Raw genomic sequence first — 17,090 nt, 5'->3', positions numbered from 1 at the left:
ACACCACCGGCCCGCTGACTGTGACTTTGGATAACAACCAGACCATCACCATCGGTGTGAACCAATCGAGCGGTACTGTTTCGGTTGTGGCTCCAGATGATGTGTACAAAGGTGATCAGACTGTTACGACCGGCATCAAGGAAGTAACTGGCGGTGAGCACTTCGAGAACTTGGTCCCAGGTACTGACAAGGTCACTACGACTGTCACCGATACCCCAGGTACCGACAACACCACCACCGTCACCCTGACCGCTCCGTCTGAAGTAAGTGAAGGCGGCAAGATCATCTACACCGCCACGCTTTCTAATAAAGCGGATACCGACGTCACCCTGACCCTCGACAACAAACAAACCATCACCATCAAAGCCGGCGAAACCGTTGGCACCGTGACGGTTGATGCCCCGGGCGATGACGTGTTCATCGACAAGAGCACCCAGACCGTCCAGATCACCGGGACTGCTGGCGGCAACTTCGAGAAACTCGTAGTGGCTGGCGACGGCGCAACGACTCAGATCAACGACACCATCGACGATGTGAAGGTCGTACTGACCGCCACTACCAGCGTCGCCGAAGGTGGCCAGATCGTCTACACCGCCAGCCTCGTGGACAAGAACGGCGTGGCCGTGACCAACGTGGGTTCCGACCTGGTGATCAAGTTGGATAACAACTTGAGCATTACCATCGGCAATGGCAAGACCAACGGTACTGCCAACTTCACCGCGCCGAATGACTTCTACGTCGGTGCCAAGGATATTTCCGCCAAGATCACCACCGTGGTCAGCGGTGGCGACAAGTATGAAAACCTGATCCCGGTCGGCACGCCAGTGGTCACCAAGGTGACGGACGTAACGAGCAACACCGTGATCAGTATCGCGGGCGACGCCTCGGTTACCGAAGGCCAGACCGCTCACTACACGTTGAACCTGACCCAACCGGCGGAAACCGAAGTCACGGTGACCCTCTCGTACAAAGGCGTGGCCCAGGACGGTTCAGACTTCACCGGCGTGTACACCGTGAAGATTCCGGCCGGCCAAAGCACCGCGACGTTCGATATCAAGACTATCGACGACAAGCTGACCGAGCCTACGGAGAAGTTCGAGATCAGCATCTCTGGCACTTCCGGCGGCAACTTCGAGAACCTGGTGGTCAGCCCCACCAACGGTAAAGTTGAAACCTCGATCATCGATAACGATGCACCACCGGTTATCGATCTGGATGCCAACAACTCCAGCGGCGCCACCGGGAACGACTTCAAGACCACGTTCACCGAAGGCGGCAATAGCGTGTCGATTGCTGACACCGACATCAAGATCACCGACCCGGACAGCACCCAGCTCACTGGCGCCACGGTGGTGCTGACTAATACTCAGCCGAACGATTCGTTGGGCTACAGCAACGTCACCGGTATCACCGTGACTTCGGTCACAGACCCTGTCACCGGCAAGATCACCCTGACCTTGACTGGCACGGCGTCGCTGGCTGACTACATGCAGCAGATCAAGAACATCACGTTCAGCAACAGCAGCGACGACCCGAGCACCACGCCACGGACCATCACCGTGACCGTGACCGACGGTGGCAACTACTCGAACGTGGCAACCACCACAGTCAACGTAACGGCAGTCAACGACGCACCGGTTGCCACTGGCAGTGCCGTTACCGGCACCGAAGACACGCCGCTGACGCTGACCTGGGCTAACTTCGGGGTCACCGATGTGGATTCCCCTCAGGCCAGCCTCGGGGTGAAAATCACCGAGCTGCCAGTTGCCGGCAAGCTGCAGTTCCTGGCAGCGGATGGCACCACCTGGACCAACGTGAGCGCCGGCCAGACCTTCACCAAGGCGCAGATCGACGGTGGCCAGTTGCGCTTCACGCCAAACGCCAACGAATCCGGGGCCGACGGCTACGGCGGCACCGGTGTGGGCAACAAGCAGGCTGATTATGCACAGTTCAAGTTCCAGCCAACCGATGGCAAGGACCTGGGCACCAGCACTACTGTGAAAGTCGACATCACACCGGTTGCGGATGCGCCAACCTTGAGCGTTGCCGACAACAACATCGCCTCGATCGGCCTGACGAAGCAGAGCTGGAACAGCATTGCGAACCTGGGTAACAACGGCAACGGCGCCTCGGCGACCGTGCTGAAAAATGCGATCGACAAAGCAGGCACGCCAAACAGCACGACGATTGCCACCGACGTCACGTCAACTGCAGACGTACCGGGCGGCGCCGGGTCGAAGACCTCCGGTCTGATCTACCTGGAAGCCGGCAAGACCTATACCTTCAGTGGTTATGGCGATGACAGCATCCTGGTCAACATCGGCGGCAAAGACGTGGCCAGCGGCACCTGGGGCTCGAACTCCGGCCAGTTCAGCGGTACGTTCACGCCGACCAGCAATGGCTACTACAGCATTGATATCTACCATGCCAACCAGGCGGGCGCCGGCAGCTATGACGTCAACCTGTCGGTCAACGGTGGTCCGGTCACCAACCTGAGCAATACCAACATCCCGATCTACACCGGGGTCAATGACCTGATCAGCGCAGGTGCCCAGGTGTCTGACCTGCACGGCACCAACGGCCAGGGCTACTACGATGCGTACAAGCTCAACGAAGGGCTGGAAAACGGCACGGTCAAGCTGACCAAGGTCACCACCGGCCTGACCGATACCGACGGTTCGGAAACCCTGAGCGTGAAGATTGGCAGCATCCCGGTGGGCGCAGTGCTCAGCGACGGTGCCGGGCATACCTTCACGGCAACCAACGGCCTGACCGAAGTCAATGTCACCGGTTGGGATCTCAATAATTTGAGCCTCAAGCCACTGCCTTACACCAGCGGCCAGTACAACCTGACCGTGACGTCGACCTCCACCGAAAGCCTCGGCGGCTCGGCCACAACCGTTGCCAATCTGCCGGTCAAGGTGTACCCGGCAACCTATAGCGGAAGCACGGCGACTTCGGGCGATGACAACGTCACCGGTACCAGTGGCAACGACATCATCGTGGCGGACGTTTCGGGCCTGAACGTGGTCCAGGGCAAGAACTACAACATCGCGTTCATGATCGATACGTCGGGCAGTATGGGTGCGGACTCGGTGGCGGCGGCTAAAGCCTCGCTGACCACCGTGTTCAACTCACTGAAAGACAGTATCGGCTCCAGCACCTCTGGCGTCGTGAATATCTTCCTCGCGGACTTCGATACCCAAGTCAACCAGACCGCTACGGTCAACCTGAAAGACCCAGGTGCTCTGGCTGCCCTGCAGAAAGTCCTGGACTCGATGGTGTCTGAAGGCGGGACCAACTACGAAGACGTGTTCAAGGCCGCATCCAACTTCTTCAACAGTGCCAAGGCGACCAGCAACACTGGCGCAATCAACACAACGTACTTCATCACCGATGGCCAGCCGACGTATTACCAACGCAGCGAGCAGGGCAACCCGACCTTGTACGGCAACGTCAAGCTGGATGATGTCGTCAACATGAACAACTACACCCTAGGCACCGCCACCCGGATCACTATCGACTCGACTCACCTGATTGATATTGATGCTGTCGGGAAAATGACGCTCTGGATCAACAACGGGGGCTGGTCACAGTACAACCCGGGAGTCATCCACGCCCAAGGGGATGGCACTTTTGAGCTGTCGGTGCGTGACGGTTATGGCAACTATACCGACACCACCACCACCACTAACTCCAATAGCGCATTCGCACTGCTCAAGGGCCTGTCCACCGGCGGTGTCGAAGCCATCGGCCTCAACAGTGGCGTCAGCCTGGATCAGTTGAAACCGTACGACAGCGATAACAAGCCACAAGCCAACATCGATCCGAAGGACCTGGCTAACGCCATCCTCGGTAGCAGCGAGGCCACCCTGCCGGGGGCCGACCGTGTCGATGGGGGTGACGGCAACGACATCCTGTTTGGCGACCTGGTGACCTTCAAGGATGTTACAGGCGAAGGCTACAACGCCATCCAGACCTACGTGGCAGGGAAAAACGGCGTAGCGGTGTCTGCAGTCACCGGCCAGGATGTGCACAAGTACATCACCGAGCACTACAACGAGTTCAACACCTCGGGTGCCAAGGACGGCAATGACACCCTGCTGGGTGGTTCGGGTGATGACATCCTGTTCGGCCAGGGCGGCAACGACTACCTGGACGGTGGCAAGGGCAACGACATTCTGTTGGGCGGTACCGGTAGCGACACGCTCATCGGCGGCCAGGGCAATGACATCCTGATCGGCGGCACCGGTGCCGATACCTTTGTCTGGAGAGCGGGCGACACCGGCAACGATGTGATCAAGGACTTCAAGGCATCGGAAGGCGACCGTATCGACCTGCGCGACCTGCTCAAGGGCGAAACCGACGGCACCATCGACAACTTCCTGAAGTTGACCACGGTGGATAACGTGACCACGCTGCAGATCAGTTCCGAAGGCAAGCTCAACGCCGCCGGTGGCCTGGCCAACGCGGATGTAACGATCAAGCTGGAAGGCAACAACTGGTCCGGTCAGTCGATCAACTCGCTGATCACCGGTGCTGACCCGACCATCAAGGTCGATCACACCTAAAAGCAACCGTGAATCGGCCGCCTCTTGAGGCGGCCGATTCATTTGCGGCCACCGTTCACTGGCATGGGGTCGCGATTGCACGGCATACTCACGCCCAATCGCGCGCCGTTGGCCTATGCTCTGACAGGCTGTCGTCAGTTCTTCTCATGAGGGATGTTCAATGTTCTACGTGCAACGTGATGCACAGGGTGAGCTGATTCGCGCCGAGGCGGTTGCCTTCGCCGAGTCGACCGGGACCCTGCCAGCGGACCATCATGAGATCCAGGCCTGGTTCGCCAATGAAGAAGCGGAGGTGAGCCTCAAGCAGCTCAAGCACAGTGACTCGGAGATGATCCGGGTGCTGGAAGACTTGATTCAGGTGCTGATCCACAAAGGCGTAATCAATCTGACTGACCTGCCGGTCGCCGCACAAGCCAAGTTGAAAGACCGCAGCCACGCGCGGGAAGCACTGGGTGGCCTGAGCCACCTGATCAATGATGATGAGACCGGCCTGATCTGAGGCCGGCCCACAGCCTCAGCGCCAGGGCGCCGGCTCACCAAACAGCTGGCCCTGCACGCCAAAAATCCCCATCTCGCGAATCACCTTCAATTCACCCTCGGTTTCGACCCGCTCGGCAATCAGCGGCAAGTCGATGCTGTGGGCTGCGCGCTGGATGGCTTCGATGAACAGGCGCTTGTCGCTTTCCTGGTCGATGTCGCGGATGTAGCTGCCATCGATCTTCAGGTAGGCCAGGCCCAAGCGCGCCAGGTTGCCGATCATGCTGAAGCGCCCGCCAAAGCGTTGCAGGCTGAGGGAGAAGTTCAGCTCGCGCAGACGCTGGGTCAACTGCTCCAGCACGGCTTGTTCGGGCAGTTGCTCTTCACCGATTTCCAGGGTCAGGCGCGGGCCCAGGTTGGCGTGCTGGCGCAGCAGGTCGAACACGCGATTCAGGGCCTGCGGGTCTGCCAGCGTGGCCGCAGACAGGTTCAGGGCCAGCGAGTGCTCGTGGCTGGCCATTTGTTTGAGTACCAGCTCCAACATCACCCGATCCAGGCGCGCCGACCAGCCAAACCGCTCAAGCCAAGGCAGGAAACGGCCGGCCGGGATCGTGTGGCCATGGCCGTCGACCAAGCGCGAGAGCACTTTGTAATGCAGGACCAGTTGCGGATCCTGGCTGGCCACCACCGGTTGGAAGTACAACTCGAAGCGGTGCTGGGTCAGCGCCTGGTCCAGCAGTGTGTGCCAGGCATGATGGTCGTCGCCGACGCTGGCAGCTGCGCTGTGGTCCAGGCACACCCAACTGACATCGCCCTGGGTTTCGGCCTGGGCCAGCGCCTGGTCGGCCAGGGTCAACAGGGCTTGTGGCGAATCACCATGATTGAACGGCGCCAGGCCGATACAGGCAACCGGCGAAACGTCACTGGCGCCGGTGGCTTGCAGGCTTTGCAGGGTGCTTTCCAGGTTCTGCGCCAGCTGCAACGCCTCTTCACGCATCAGCCCCGGCGCCAGCACGGCAAACTCGCCACCGCGGATACGGGTGACCAGGTTGTGGGTTTCCGGATACGGCTCGCACTGGCGCAGCAGCTGTTCGCCGACCGCCTGCAACAATTGGTCGGTGCGCTGGCCGCCCAGCCGTTGGTTAAGACCGGCCAGGTCCTTGACCCGCAGCACCAGCAAGTAACCCGAGTTGGTTTCTTCGGGGTTGCTGACCCGGGCGTTGAGTTGCATCTCGAAATAGCGTCGATTGGCCAGGCCCGTGAGGTTGTCCTGATAGGACTCTACCCGCAGCTTTTCACTGCGCTCGGCCTGTTCCTGGAACAGTGCCTTGAGCTTTTCCACCATCTGGTTCATTGCCTGCACCACCCGGCGCAGTTCCGGAGTGCGCGGCAGATCCGGCAGGCTCAGGAACTCGCGACGGGCAATGGCGTGAGACTGCTTGACCATGTAGTCCAATGGCTTCAGTTGCCGGCGCAGCAACAGCGCGCCCAGCACGGCACTTACCGCGCCACACAACAGCAGCCAGCCGAGGCTGCCCAGGGCGCTCTGCCACAGCTTGGCCAGCGCGAACATCGGATGGCTGACCACCTCGACCCGCGCCGCCTGTTCCCAGCCACGGCTGACCAGAGCGTCGCCACCGGCCGGCTCAAGGCCGATCAACTTGACGAACCAGTTGGGTACACCGTTATTGTCGGGGATACCGCTGCGCTCGACGATGACCTGGTCATTGGTCACGTCGACCACGCGGATGCTCGCGTAATAGCCGCTGTCGAAGATCGAGCTGACCAGCAGCTCGACCATCGCCGGGTCGTCGATATTGGGTGTCAGGGACAACGCCAGGGCCGTCGCCGCATCCTGCGCGTGGGAGCGCAGCTGGTTCACGTACTGGGTACGCGAGCTTTCCAGGCTGACCATGAAGCTGCCGCTGAAGGCGACCACCAGGAACAGACAGATAGCAATCAACAGCTGTTTGAACAGTGACATCTGAGCAGTTACTCCTCGTTGGCCGGCTCGGCGGGGAAGCCTTCCGCACGCATTTTCTTCAGCACATCCTGCCAGCGCGACAGGCGTTTGGTGTCGCCGACCTTCTTGTTGCCCTTGGCGCCCGGCAGGTACAAGCCTTCGGCGTTGAAGGAGTAGACCGGCAGCAAGTCGGTCCGTTGGCTGGCGGGCTGGATTTCGTCGATCAGGCTGTCGAGCACCAGCGGCATGGCCTCTGGCGTCGAATAATAGGTCAAGACCATGTGGGCACGATTTTGCCGCAACGCCTTGACGTAGGTAATGCGCAATTTGTCGCTGGAGACACCCAGGCGGCGCAGGCTGAAATACTTGGCGATGGCGTAGTCTTCACAATCGCCGGCGCCTTTCCACAGGGCTTCGATGGGCGTTTCCCAATAATCGACCTGGTTCCACAAGTCGATATCCTCGACATAGCGCACCCGCTTGTTGAAGAACAGGTTGACCACCTTGAGCTGCTCCAGCTCACTGCCTTGTTTCTGTGTCGCCAGCAACTGCTGCCAGTCGTCGATACGTTGCTGTCCTGCACCCAGCGGCCCATAGAGCCCCGTGGCGCGCCGGCTGATCTGGGAAAAATCCCAATCGGCATGCAGCCCGCCGGGCAATAAGCCAGCCAGCAGCAGCGCTGAAAACAGCCAGCACAGGATCCGCGAGGGAGTAAAACGTACCGCCAATGGCTTCAGTCCGTAGAAAGAGACGGAGAATCAATCGATGGTGAAGGGTCGATCGGCAAAAGACAATGGCACAGTGCAATCACTCAGCACCCACTCAGCTAAACCATTGCGCCTTGTAAGACGTCCGCAAGCCATAATGTGCGATGAAATACCGCGCTGTTGAGTCGCTTACAAAGGGAAACCTTGCCTGTTTGACAAGCCTGCATGCAATCTCTAGTGTTCTTTGGATCCAATTAGCCATAACCCATTCCAACAAGAAAGGAGGATAGCGTAGTCGTGACGCACAAGCCGAACCCTTTGAGCAGCATCAAGATCAGTGGGCCCATTCCCGCTCACCTCGCTCGCTCCGTTATCGAAGAAACATTGCGCAACGCCATACTGGATGGCCGCCTGCCTTGCGGCACCGCCATGCGCCAGCAAGAACTGGCCAGCCTGTTCGGGGTCAGCCGGATGCCGGTGCGCGAGGCGCTGCGCCAACTGGAGGCTCAGTCGCTGCTGCATGTTGTAACCCACAAAGGCGCCGTGGTTGCTCCGCTGATTGAAGATAACTCGGCGGAGACCTACGCCCTGCGCATTCTCCTGGAGTCGGAGGCACTGCGTTTATCGATCCCGTTGCTCAGCGAGAACGATATCGAACAGGCGGGCGCCTTGATCGACACCCTTGAGCGCGAAACCGACTACACCGAAATCGGCCGGTTCAACCGCCTGTTTCATATGACGCTATATGGCAAGGCACCCAACCAGCGACTGTTGAACCTGGTGGAGCACGGGCTGAATGAGGAAGAACGTTTCCTGCGGTTCAACCTTGAAGCCATGGGGCTGGGCGAAACCTCCCAGGAAGACCACCGCGAACTGCTGGACCTGGTCGCACAGAAAAAGGTCGAGCAGAGTGTACTGACGCTGCGCAATCACCTGATGCGCGGGATGGAAGTGATCACGCATTACCTCAACAGCATTGAACAGGACAACGACAAAGGGCCGCGGTGATTTCTTCCGACCTTGGCCGCCCCGTGCGCGACCTGGATCACCAGGCGCCGCACACGTACAAAGCCGCTCCGTACCCGCCGTCCCCTCCTGGACGGTGCGCCAACAGACCCGAGATTGACCGACAGGAAACCGCCAGCGTTGCAAAACAACAGCGAATCAAACCCTGCCCGTTAAGTCCACTTATTTAAACTCGCAAACAACAAGGAACGTTCCTACCTCGAACAGAAAGTTCAACTACAGCATTTCCCTCCCCGTAGAAAAAACTTATATAACTCAGAAAGTATCTGAACACTTAACCAAGTGATTACTCTTTAATGGGTCTTGGCACTTCAGTCGAAAGCGTGGACACAGGCTTGGGCATAACTGTGGACGACGCACGCCCCAACAAGACGAGTGTGCTTTGTCACTATTTGTTGCTTGCCGGGTAACCAAGCCAGACACAAGAACCTCTCGATCGGGCAGCGAAGCCCTCGCCAGCAACATGCACTTGGTCCTAAACAAACTTTTCATTTGAGTCGACACAACGACTTATGGGCATTAACCATGTTTCAACCACAAGAACTAATTAGACATAAAAAACTGCAACTACATGAACATCCGATTTTTCTAGAAATCAATTCTTTCCCTCAATTACAACACTTTATGCAAAACCATGTTTTTGCCGTTTGGGATTTCATGACGCTGACCAAACGCCTGCAACAGGACCTGACCTGCATGCGCCTGCCCTGGTTGCCGCCAACAGACCCACAGGCCGCGCGGTTGATCAACGAAATTGTCCTGGACGAAGAATCAGACCAGCGCCTGGACACCGGGCACAGCAGCCACTTCGAACTGTATCTGGACGCCATGCGCGAGGTGGGAGCCAGCACCCTCCCCATCGAACGTTTCATCGCGTTGCAACGAGAGGGGGCAAGCGTCGACAGCGCCTTGGCACAGATCACGATTGATCCTGCGGTGGAGCGCTTTGTCCGGCACACCCTGGACGTTGCCTTGAACGCACCGACCCATTGTGTCGCCGCAACCTTCCTGCATGGCCGCGAAAGTGTCATCCCGACGATGTTCAAACGCATCCTGGAAGGCAGCAACGTTGCCCACCGGCAAGCCCCCAGCTTGTGCTACTACCTACAGCGACACATCGAGTTGGACGCCCAGGGCCATGAGCCAGCCGCAGAGCGCCTGCTCCGGCGGCTGATCCAGTCGGACCCCCTGCGCGAAGAACAGGCCTGGAGCGCAGCCCTGAGCGCCGTAGAGAGCCGCATTGCCTTGTGGGACGGCCTGCGCCGGGAGGTGAGCCTGTGAACGCTGCCGACTACCGCCCGTTTGCGACCGACTGGGAGCATCAGGCAACCATCCGCACTCGCCCGCGACGCCTGCTGGAAGATGACGACAAGCTGATCTATCCCCTGTGTCGCCAACCGTTGGTACTCAGCGCGAGCTTTCTCGAACATTGCCCGCAGTGGCGCGATTTTGTCCTGGTGCAGACGTTCTACAAGTTCATCCATGACGTGGTGATCTTTGAAACCGAGATCGTTGATAAAACCGCACGGGGCATCGCCAAGAATCGCTGCTCAATCCCCTTCCCTGCCGCCTGCCGCTACGACGCCATGACCGTGGTGGTCGATGAGGACTACCACGCCCTCGTCGCCTTGGACTTCATGCAGCAAACGCTGGAGCAGACCGGTATCGCGCCGCTGGAACTGCCGGCGACTATCGAATTGAGCCGCGCCATACCCATCGCACAGGCACAAGCGCCGGCACATCTACAGGATGCCGTAGAGCTGATTTGCGTGGCGATTGCCGAGAACACGGTCACCCATGACGTGGCGGCGTTTGCCAAGGATGACAGCGTCAAACAATCGGTAAGGGGGTTGATGGCCGACCATCTGGCTGACGAGGGGCGCCACGCCAACTTTTGGACCTGCCTGGTGCGACTCTACTGGCAAACGGCAAGCGAAGAAGACCGCCACTGTATCGCCCGGATCCTGCCGATCTTCCTGCAACACTATTTGACCAATGACCTGCAAAGGGACTTCGACCTGCGATTGATCGAGCATCTGGATATCAGTCCCCATGCCCGCGCAGCACTGCGGGTCGAGGTCAACGCTTTGGCCTTCCCCATCACCCATCAGCACCCGCTGATCAGTAACATCATGGGGTTGCTGCGCCGCAGTGGGCTGCTGCAAACACCGTGTGTCGCCCAAGCGTTAAACGCCTATCTGCCCGTATCCGGGAGCCCGTCATGAGACGCCTCGGTATTACGCTGGTCGGAACCAGCCCGGCCTTGCATGAACTGGGGCTGGCACTGGCGCCCTTTGGCCATGATCTCGCCGCGCAGGCACCAGCAATCGACCTGTTGATTGAAGACGGCAGCCAGCCCGTCACACAGGATCTGGCCGGCATGGCCGTGATGAGCCTGCGCCTGTCCATCGGGCCCTTGAGTGACAGGGGGCTGCCGGTCCTGCAAATACGCTGCTATGACCTTGCACAACAACTGCTGGCCGTACTGGACGTGACACCGCCCTCCTGCGGCAACGGTCAACAACTGCGGCGCCAGGCCGTGGCGCACCTGGTCGAGTGGGTCGCGCTGCAAGTCAGTGGTTTCTCGCGCAACCCTGGCCATTTCACACAGCGCGCGAGTGCTTCCACACATCCAGAGCAGAGTCTGCTAGGCCTGGAGGGACTGGCATACCTGCATCACCTGAACCGAACTGATGAGCCGTTGCTGATGCAAAAAGCTCGCACGCCACTGATCCAGCAACTGGAGCAAAGCTTGCGGGTCTTTGCCGACAGGCCGGCCCTGGAGATCGATGGCCACACCCTGAGCTATCGCCACTTGTTGCGGCACAGCCTGGCCATTGCGCAGGTGCTGCGGCCGTTGCTCGGGGCTGGGCAGGCGCCTGTGGTCGGTATCTGCCTGGGCAAGTCTGTCGGGTTGTACGCCAGCATTCTGGCGACCCTGGGCTGCGGCGCGGTGTATCTGCCGCTGGAACCGGGCCACCCACTGCCGCGCCAGCGGGCCATGCTGGAGAATGCCGGCACCCTGCTGTTGCTCGATGATGGTCAACATCCCTTGCGCGCGCACTTCATGGCTGTGGATGTCAGCCACATAGACAGCCAGGACATCGACGACAGCACCCCCCTGACGCTCACTTCACCCTCGGCTGACAGTGCCTGCATGGTGTTTTACACCTCAGGCACCACCGGCCAGCCCAAAGGAGTGTTGCTCAGCCAACATAACCTGGCCCATTTCTCTGCGTGGTACAGCCAGTATGTGGAACTCAGTGAGTGCAGCCGCGTACTGCAATTTTCGTCGTTGAGTTTTGATTCTTCACTGATCGATCTCTTTCCGGCCCTGAGCCAGGGCGCGACCCTGATCGTTCCCAGTGAAGAACAGCGTCGCGACCCTCATCAGTTGGTTGAGTTGATCCAGCAACAGCGCGTCTCCCACGCATTCCTACCGCCGGCACTGTTAAGCCTGCTCCCGATGGATCGACCTCTGGGCTTGAAGCACCTGGTGACCGGTGGCGACCTCTGTGAACCCCATGTCATCCAGCAGATGGCCGGGCAATGCACCTTGCACAACCTGTATGGCCCGACGGAGGCCACAGTGCTGGTCAGCAGCCGCCGGATGCGGGCTGACGACAGCAATCTCAACCTCGGCAAGCCAATCGCCAACAGCCAGGTGCTGATCCTCGACGAGCAGCACCAGCCGGTCGAGGATCAGGTGGTCGGCGAGCTGTACATTGTCGGCCCCGGGGTAAGCCTTGGTTATGTGAACCAGCCACGACAGACGGCCAAGTATTTTGTGCACCTTGTGCTGCCTGACGGCCAGGCCTTGCGCGCCTATCGTACGGGAGACCTGGCGAAATGGACTGCAGAGGGCATCGAGCTGGTCGGGCGCCAGGACCAGCAGGTGAAGATCCGTGGCTTTCGGGTCGAGCCCCGGGAAATCGAGCAGTGTCTGCGCGCCAGCCAGCTATTTCGCCAGGTAGCGGTGGTGATTGACCACGATCGCAGAGTCCTCGCGTTCGTGGCCAACGCTGATCCAAACTATTCAGGCACCGCCGTGGCAGCGCTCAAGCAACATGCCAGGCAGATGCTGCCGGACTATATGCAACCGACCGTGTGCAAAGAGCTGGCGAGCCTGCCCTATGGCAGCAATGGCAAGGTTGACCGCCAGGCCTTGCTGGCGCTGGCGGTTCAAGCCGCCGTCTCGGATAACCCTCAACGGCGACCCAATACCCCAGTGGAAGTGCAATTGCTGGGCCTGTGGAGTGAGCTGCTGGGGTTGCCAGTCAACGAGATCTCGACTGATGACAGTTTTTTCCATCTCGGCGGCCACTCTATCCTGCTTTCAACCATGCTCCTGCGGATTCGTGAGCTGTACGGGCGCAGCCTGCCCCTCAACCGGTTTATCGAAGCGCCAACGGTGCAGACGCTCGCGGCGTTGATGGGCGACAGCGCGCCAGGTACGGCTCCCACCGACCGGGCGCTAAGCGATGCGCTACGCACGCTGGATATTGCGCTGTTGCCGGGGGAGCGTGCCGGTGATCGCCACAAGGCTATCGTGACGGGCGCCAACAGTTTCCTGGGCATCCATATCGTCGAAGCCCTGCTGGTGGCCGGGGCGACAGAAGTTGCCTGCCTGGTGCGCGAAAATCCTGGGCAATCAGCCACTGCACGGTTTACCGAAGCCTTGCGCGAATACCGCCTGGAACACCTGGACCTGAGCCGCGTGCGTGTGTACACGGCCGACCTGCGCCAACCCCGCATGGGGCTGCAAGCACAGGTTTATGAGCACCTCGCCCGCCAGTATGGGGTGCTGGTACACAGCGCGGCCCACGTCAATCACGTCATGGACTATGCATCGCTGGCCCAGGACAACGTGGAGCCGGTGCTTGAATGCCTGCGCCTGTGTGAAACCCATTGCAAGAAAGTGCTCAATTTCGTGTCCACATTATCCGCGTCAAGCAGCGTCGGGCCTGACGGGCAAGTGCTTGAAGCACCTGCGGCAAGCACCCCGCCGCTCTACATCAAGAACGGCTATAACCTGTCCAAATGGGTGGCTGAGCGACTCTTGGGGCGTGCCGCCGGGCAAGGCGCCTGGATCAATATCTATCGCCCCGGGAACATCAGTTTCAATAGCCGCAACGGCGTCTGCCAACCGCACAAAAACCGCTTGATGCTGATGCTCAAGGGCTCGCTGCAATTGGGTCGGGTGCCACGCCTTGGATTGAACTTCGATCTGATGCCGGTGGATTTCCTGGCGCGCTTCATTGCCTTCCACAGTGGCAACTGCGTTGCCGAACGCAGCGTCTTCAACCTGCACAATCCGCAGCCATTGCGGTGGGAAACCTACGTGGAGTCGTTTCGCCAGGCAGGTCATGCGTTCGAGTTGGTGAGCGTAGCGGATTGGCAACACCATCTGCGCGAAGTGGGTCGCGAGAATGCCCTTTTCGGAGTGCTCGGGTTCTACCTCAATGGGCAGGGAGAGGATATTGGCGACATTTCAATGATTCGCCATGAGAACGCACGCCATGGCGTCGAGCAGATGGGTGCGCAGTATCCCGAGAAAGAACCCGCGTTGTTACGCAGAGGATGCCAGTACCTCAACGCCATCGGCTTTCTGTGAGCCCCCCATCAGGAAAAACTTATGAGACAGCTACAACCCGATACGTTGATCAAAAACCCCCAAGGCAAGCCGCTGGTGTCATCTGTGGTGACGGCCTGCAGCGCCGCCAACCTGTGGCGGGTCGTAGGTCGTTTCGAGGGGTTTGACGCGTTCATTCCTGCCCTGGCACGCATCACAATGACGGGCAGCGGTGTGGGATCGCTACGTAAAAAACGCTTCCACGATGGCAATATCGTCGTGGAACAGCTCAACAGTTACGATGCGCTGGCGATGCACATGACCTGGACCACGATCTATAACACCTTGGGCGTGGCCCGGCTGTGGGCGGCGATGAGCGTCGAGTCGCTCGGGGAGAACCTGGCGCGTGCGACCTGGACCATCATCGCCGAGCCTCTTGATGCCGGCGATAAAGAGGGATTTGAACAGTTCATCCAGGGTTTCGCCGACAGTGCACTGGATAACGTGCGTCGGTTGCTTGGCTGAAAAAAAATGGCGCAGTGCATTGCTGCACTACGCCATATTTACAGCATGCTGATCAGATCTTGAAACTGTCGACCAGTTGCTTCAAGCGATTGGCTTGTTGTGACAGCGCGTCACAGTCTTTCAAGGTCTCGTTGAGGTTGGCCACACCTTGCTGGTTCAGCAGGTTGATCTGGTTGATATCAACATTGAGCGTCTCCACCACAGCGGTCTGTTCCTCAGTGGCTGCCGCCACCGACTGGTTCATGCCATCAATCTCGACGATTCGCTGAGTCACGCTGATCAAGCGTTCACCCGCCTGGTTGGCGACCTCGACGCTTTCTTCGCTGGACACCTGGCTGGCGTTCATCGTGGTGACCGCTTCGCGTGAACCGATCTGCAGCGAGGTGATCATCTTATGAATCTCCTCCGCCGACTCCTGGGTACGGTGCGCCAGGTTGCGGACTTCGTCGGCCACTACGGCAAAACCACGGCCGGCTTCACCGGCACGGGCAGCCTCAATCGCGGCGTTGAGGGCCAGCAGGTTGGTTTGCTGGGAGATACCCTTGATCACATCAAGAATGTGGCCGATGTTATCGGTACTGGCATTCAGCGTTTCGATCTGCGTGCAGGACAGGCTGATCTTCTGCGACAGCTCGGACATCGCCAGGATGGTTTTCTCCACCACTTGACGACCGTCATCGGCTTGCTCACTGGCGCCACTGGCGTGTTGCGAGGCGTCAGCAGCGTTACGGGCGATTTCCTGGGTGGCGGCACCCAGTTCGTTAATAGCCGCAGCAACGCTGTTGGTACGGGCGCTCTGCTCGTCAGAGCCGATAATCGAGGCGTTGGACGATGCCATCACTCGCTGGGAAAGATCGTGCACATGCCTCGTCGCCGAAGACACCTCGCTGATGGAGGCATGAATGCGTTCGACAAACTGGTTGAACGCGCCACCCAGCTCGCCAAACTCATCTTTGCTTTCCACAGCCAGGCGGCGGGTCAGGTCGCCCTCACCCTGGGCAATGTCCTGCATCGCACGGCCCATGGTTGTCAGGGGACGCATCAGCACCTGAATCAACAGGCTCAGCAACACGGCAATCGCTGTGACGGCAATGAACATCGCGATCAAAGCGGAGGTGCGGAATTTGCTCAGGGGTGCGTAGGCTTTGTCTTTGTCGATCGACAGGCCTATGTACCAGTCAGCGCCCGGCAAGTCGCTGATCGGGGTAAAGGACAGAATACGGTCCTGGCCATTGAGGACGACGTCCTGATTAACCTTCTCAATACGGACGTTGCTGCCTGGATAGATGTCCTTGAGGTTTTTCATCACGTGGTCCTGGTCGGGACTGACGATCACCTGACCGTCGCCACTGACCAGGAATGCATGGCCAATGCCACCGAAGTCTACCGAGTTGATGATCTTCACCAGGGTTTGCAGGCTCAAGTCGCCACCGACCACACCGAGCAGTTCACCATTCTTCTTGACCGGCATCGCGATGGTGACGATCAAACCACCGACGGCGGCCTTATAAGGCGGTGTCAGCATGGGTTTGTCGGCAGCGACAGCCTGTTTGTACCAGGGGCGCTGACGCGGATCGTAGCCATCAGGCATTTTCGCGTCAGGGCGCTGGGTGAAGACGCCGTTGGTTGAACCGACATAGGTGAACTGAAAGTTCGAGGTGAATGCCGGTTGATCAACCAGACCGGGAAGGTCGGCATTACTGCCTTGGTGAGCAACGTTCTGCGCAAGGTTTTCCAGGACCAGCACCCGACCACTGAGCCAGTTCTGCACGCTGCTGGCGGTCAGGTCTCCTGACTGTTGGATGGATGACTCCAGGTTTTGCCTGATGGTATTGCGCTGTAGGTAGTCGTTGTACAACGTGAAGAGCGCGAAGGCCAAAACCACGACGCCTGACGCGGCCAACAGAATTTTATGACTGAACTTGAGATTCATTTCATCGACTTCTTTTTGCCAAAAGGGGGTGAGCGTGCCGAATGCAACTTTCCATGTACGGTATAGGCGGACTCTACGACCGCTCTATTTCGGTGCACGCATGGCTCATCAGGCTTTCGGCCGAGACTGGATAAATCTTAGAAATTTGTGGGATACATCTTCTTTTTATGTAGGAAATCGACAGGCGGTCAGGCTAAAACACTCAGGCCCCAAAACGACAAAACCCCCGCCTGCGTTAGCAGACGGGGGTTTCGGAATTTGATCTTGACGATGACCTACTCTCACATGGGGAAACCCCACACTACCATCGGCGATG

Annotated in this window: 9 protein-coding genes and 1 pseudogene; 7 read left to right on the top strand and 3 right to left on the bottom strand. The window is 59.0% G+C overall.

Annotated features, from left to right (window positions below):
- Positions 1 to 4,571 (top strand): annotated as a pseudogene (locus KL786_RS28270) (LapA family giant adhesin); the annotation flags it as partial.
- A 160-nt stretch (positions 4,572 to 4,731) separates the two neighbouring features.
- The gene (locus tag KL786_RS28265) at positions 4,732 to 5,070 is read left to right on the top strand and encodes a hypothetical protein (RefSeq protein WP_032862694.1); all 339 of its coding nucleotides are present in this window, start codon (positions 4,732 to 4,734) and stop codon (positions 5,068 to 5,070) included.
- A gap of 15 nt (positions 5,071 to 5,085) precedes the next feature.
- On the opposite strand, the gene lapD is transcribed toward KL786_RS28265, so the two are convergent.
- Both lapD and lapG read right to left on the bottom strand, forming a co-directional pair.
- Positions 5,086 to 7,032, bottom strand: a complete 1,947-nt coding sequence (gene lapD / locus KL786_RS28260; protein ID WP_215519697.1) for a cyclic di-GMP receptor LapD — start codon at positions 7,030 to 7,032, stop codon at positions 5,086 to 5,088.
- A gap of 8 nt (positions 7,033 to 7,040) precedes the next feature.
- Complete coding sequence (gene lapG, locus KL786_RS28255; protein WP_032862692.1) at positions 7,041 to 7,739, bottom strand: cysteine protease LapG; 699 nt, start codon at positions 7,737 to 7,739, stop codon at positions 7,041 to 7,043.
- 276 nt (positions 7,740 to 8,015) lie between these two features.
- On the opposite strand from lapG, the gene KL786_RS28250 reads away from it, so the two are divergent.
- The 5 genes from KL786_RS28250 (at position 8,016) to KL786_RS28230 (ending at position 14,841) form a co-directional block, all read left to right on the top strand.
- Entirely contained in the window at positions 8,016 to 8,726 is a 711-nt protein-coding gene (locus KL786_RS28250) for a GntR family transcriptional regulator (RefSeq protein ID WP_215519696.1), read from the top strand.
- Positions 8,727 to 9,269: 543 nt separating this feature from the next.
- Positions 9,270 to 10,025: a DUF3050 domain-containing protein gene (locus tag KL786_RS28245; RefSeq protein WP_215519695.1), complete on the top strand. Its 756-nt coding sequence runs from the start codon at positions 9,270 to 9,272 to the stop codon at positions 10,023 to 10,025.
- The gene (locus KL786_RS28240; RefSeq protein WP_215519694.1) at positions 10,022 to 10,969 is read left to right on the top strand and encodes a diiron oxygenase; all 948 of its coding nucleotides are present in this window, start codon (positions 10,022 to 10,024) and stop codon (positions 10,967 to 10,969) included. The genes KL786_RS28245 and KL786_RS28240 overlap by 4 nt, the downstream gene beginning before the upstream one ends.
- The gene (locus KL786_RS28235) at positions 10,966 to 14,358 is read left to right on the top strand and encodes an amino acid adenylation domain-containing protein (protein ID WP_215519693.1); all 3,393 of its coding nucleotides are present in this window, start codon (positions 10,966 to 10,968) and stop codon (positions 14,356 to 14,358) included. The genes KL786_RS28240 and KL786_RS28235 overlap by 4 nt, the downstream gene beginning before the upstream one ends.
- Positions 14,359 to 14,379: 21 nt before the next feature.
- The gene (locus tag KL786_RS28230) at positions 14,380 to 14,841 is read left to right on the top strand and encodes an SRPBCC family protein (protein ID WP_032862687.1); all 462 of its coding nucleotides are present in this window, start codon (positions 14,380 to 14,382) and stop codon (positions 14,839 to 14,841) included.
- A 52-nt stretch (positions 14,842 to 14,893) separates the two neighbouring features.
- On the opposite strand, the gene KL786_RS28225 is transcribed toward KL786_RS28230, so the two are convergent.
- Positions 14,894 to 16,774: a methyl-accepting chemotaxis protein gene (locus KL786_RS28225; protein WP_215519692.1), complete on the bottom strand. Its 1,881-nt coding sequence runs from the start codon at positions 16,772 to 16,774 to the stop codon at positions 14,894 to 14,896.
- Positions 16,775 to 17,090: the final 316 nt, after the last annotated feature.

This window comes from Pseudomonas sp. TAE6080 (genome assembly GCF_018732265.1).
Lineage (GTDB): Bacteria > Pseudomonadota > Gammaproteobacteria > Pseudomonadales > Pseudomonadaceae > Aquipseudomonas > Aquipseudomonas brenneri.
Note: the sequence above shows the minus strand (reverse complement) of the source record. Positions and strands in the feature narration are given on the sequence as shown.

What these genes read in the sequence shown, in the direction of transcription:
- KL786_RS28230 (WP_032862687.1), top strand. Translation starts at nt 14,380, where the DNA reads ATGAGACAGCTACAACCCGATACGTTGATCAAAAACCCCCAAGGCAAG.
- KL786_RS28245 (WP_215519695.1), top strand. Translation starts at nt 9,270, where the DNA reads ATGTTTCAACCACAAGAACTAATTAGACATAAAAAACTGCAACTACAT.
- KL786_RS28235 (WP_215519693.1), top strand. Translation starts at nt 10,966, where the DNA reads ATGAGACGCCTCGGTATTACGCTGGTCGGAACCAGCCCGGCCTTGCAT.
- lapD (WP_215519697.1), bottom strand. Translation starts at nt 7,032, where the DNA reads ATGTCACTGTTCAAACAGCTGTTGATTGCTATCTGTCTGTTCCTGGTG.
- KL786_RS28265 (WP_032862694.1), top strand. Translation starts at nt 4,732, where the DNA reads ATGTTCTACGTGCAACGTGATGCACAGGGTGAGCTGATTCGCGCCGAG.
- KL786_RS28225 (WP_215519692.1), bottom strand. Translation starts at nt 16,774, where the DNA reads ATGAATCTCAAGTTCAGTCATAAAATTCTGTTGGCCGCGTCAGGCGTC.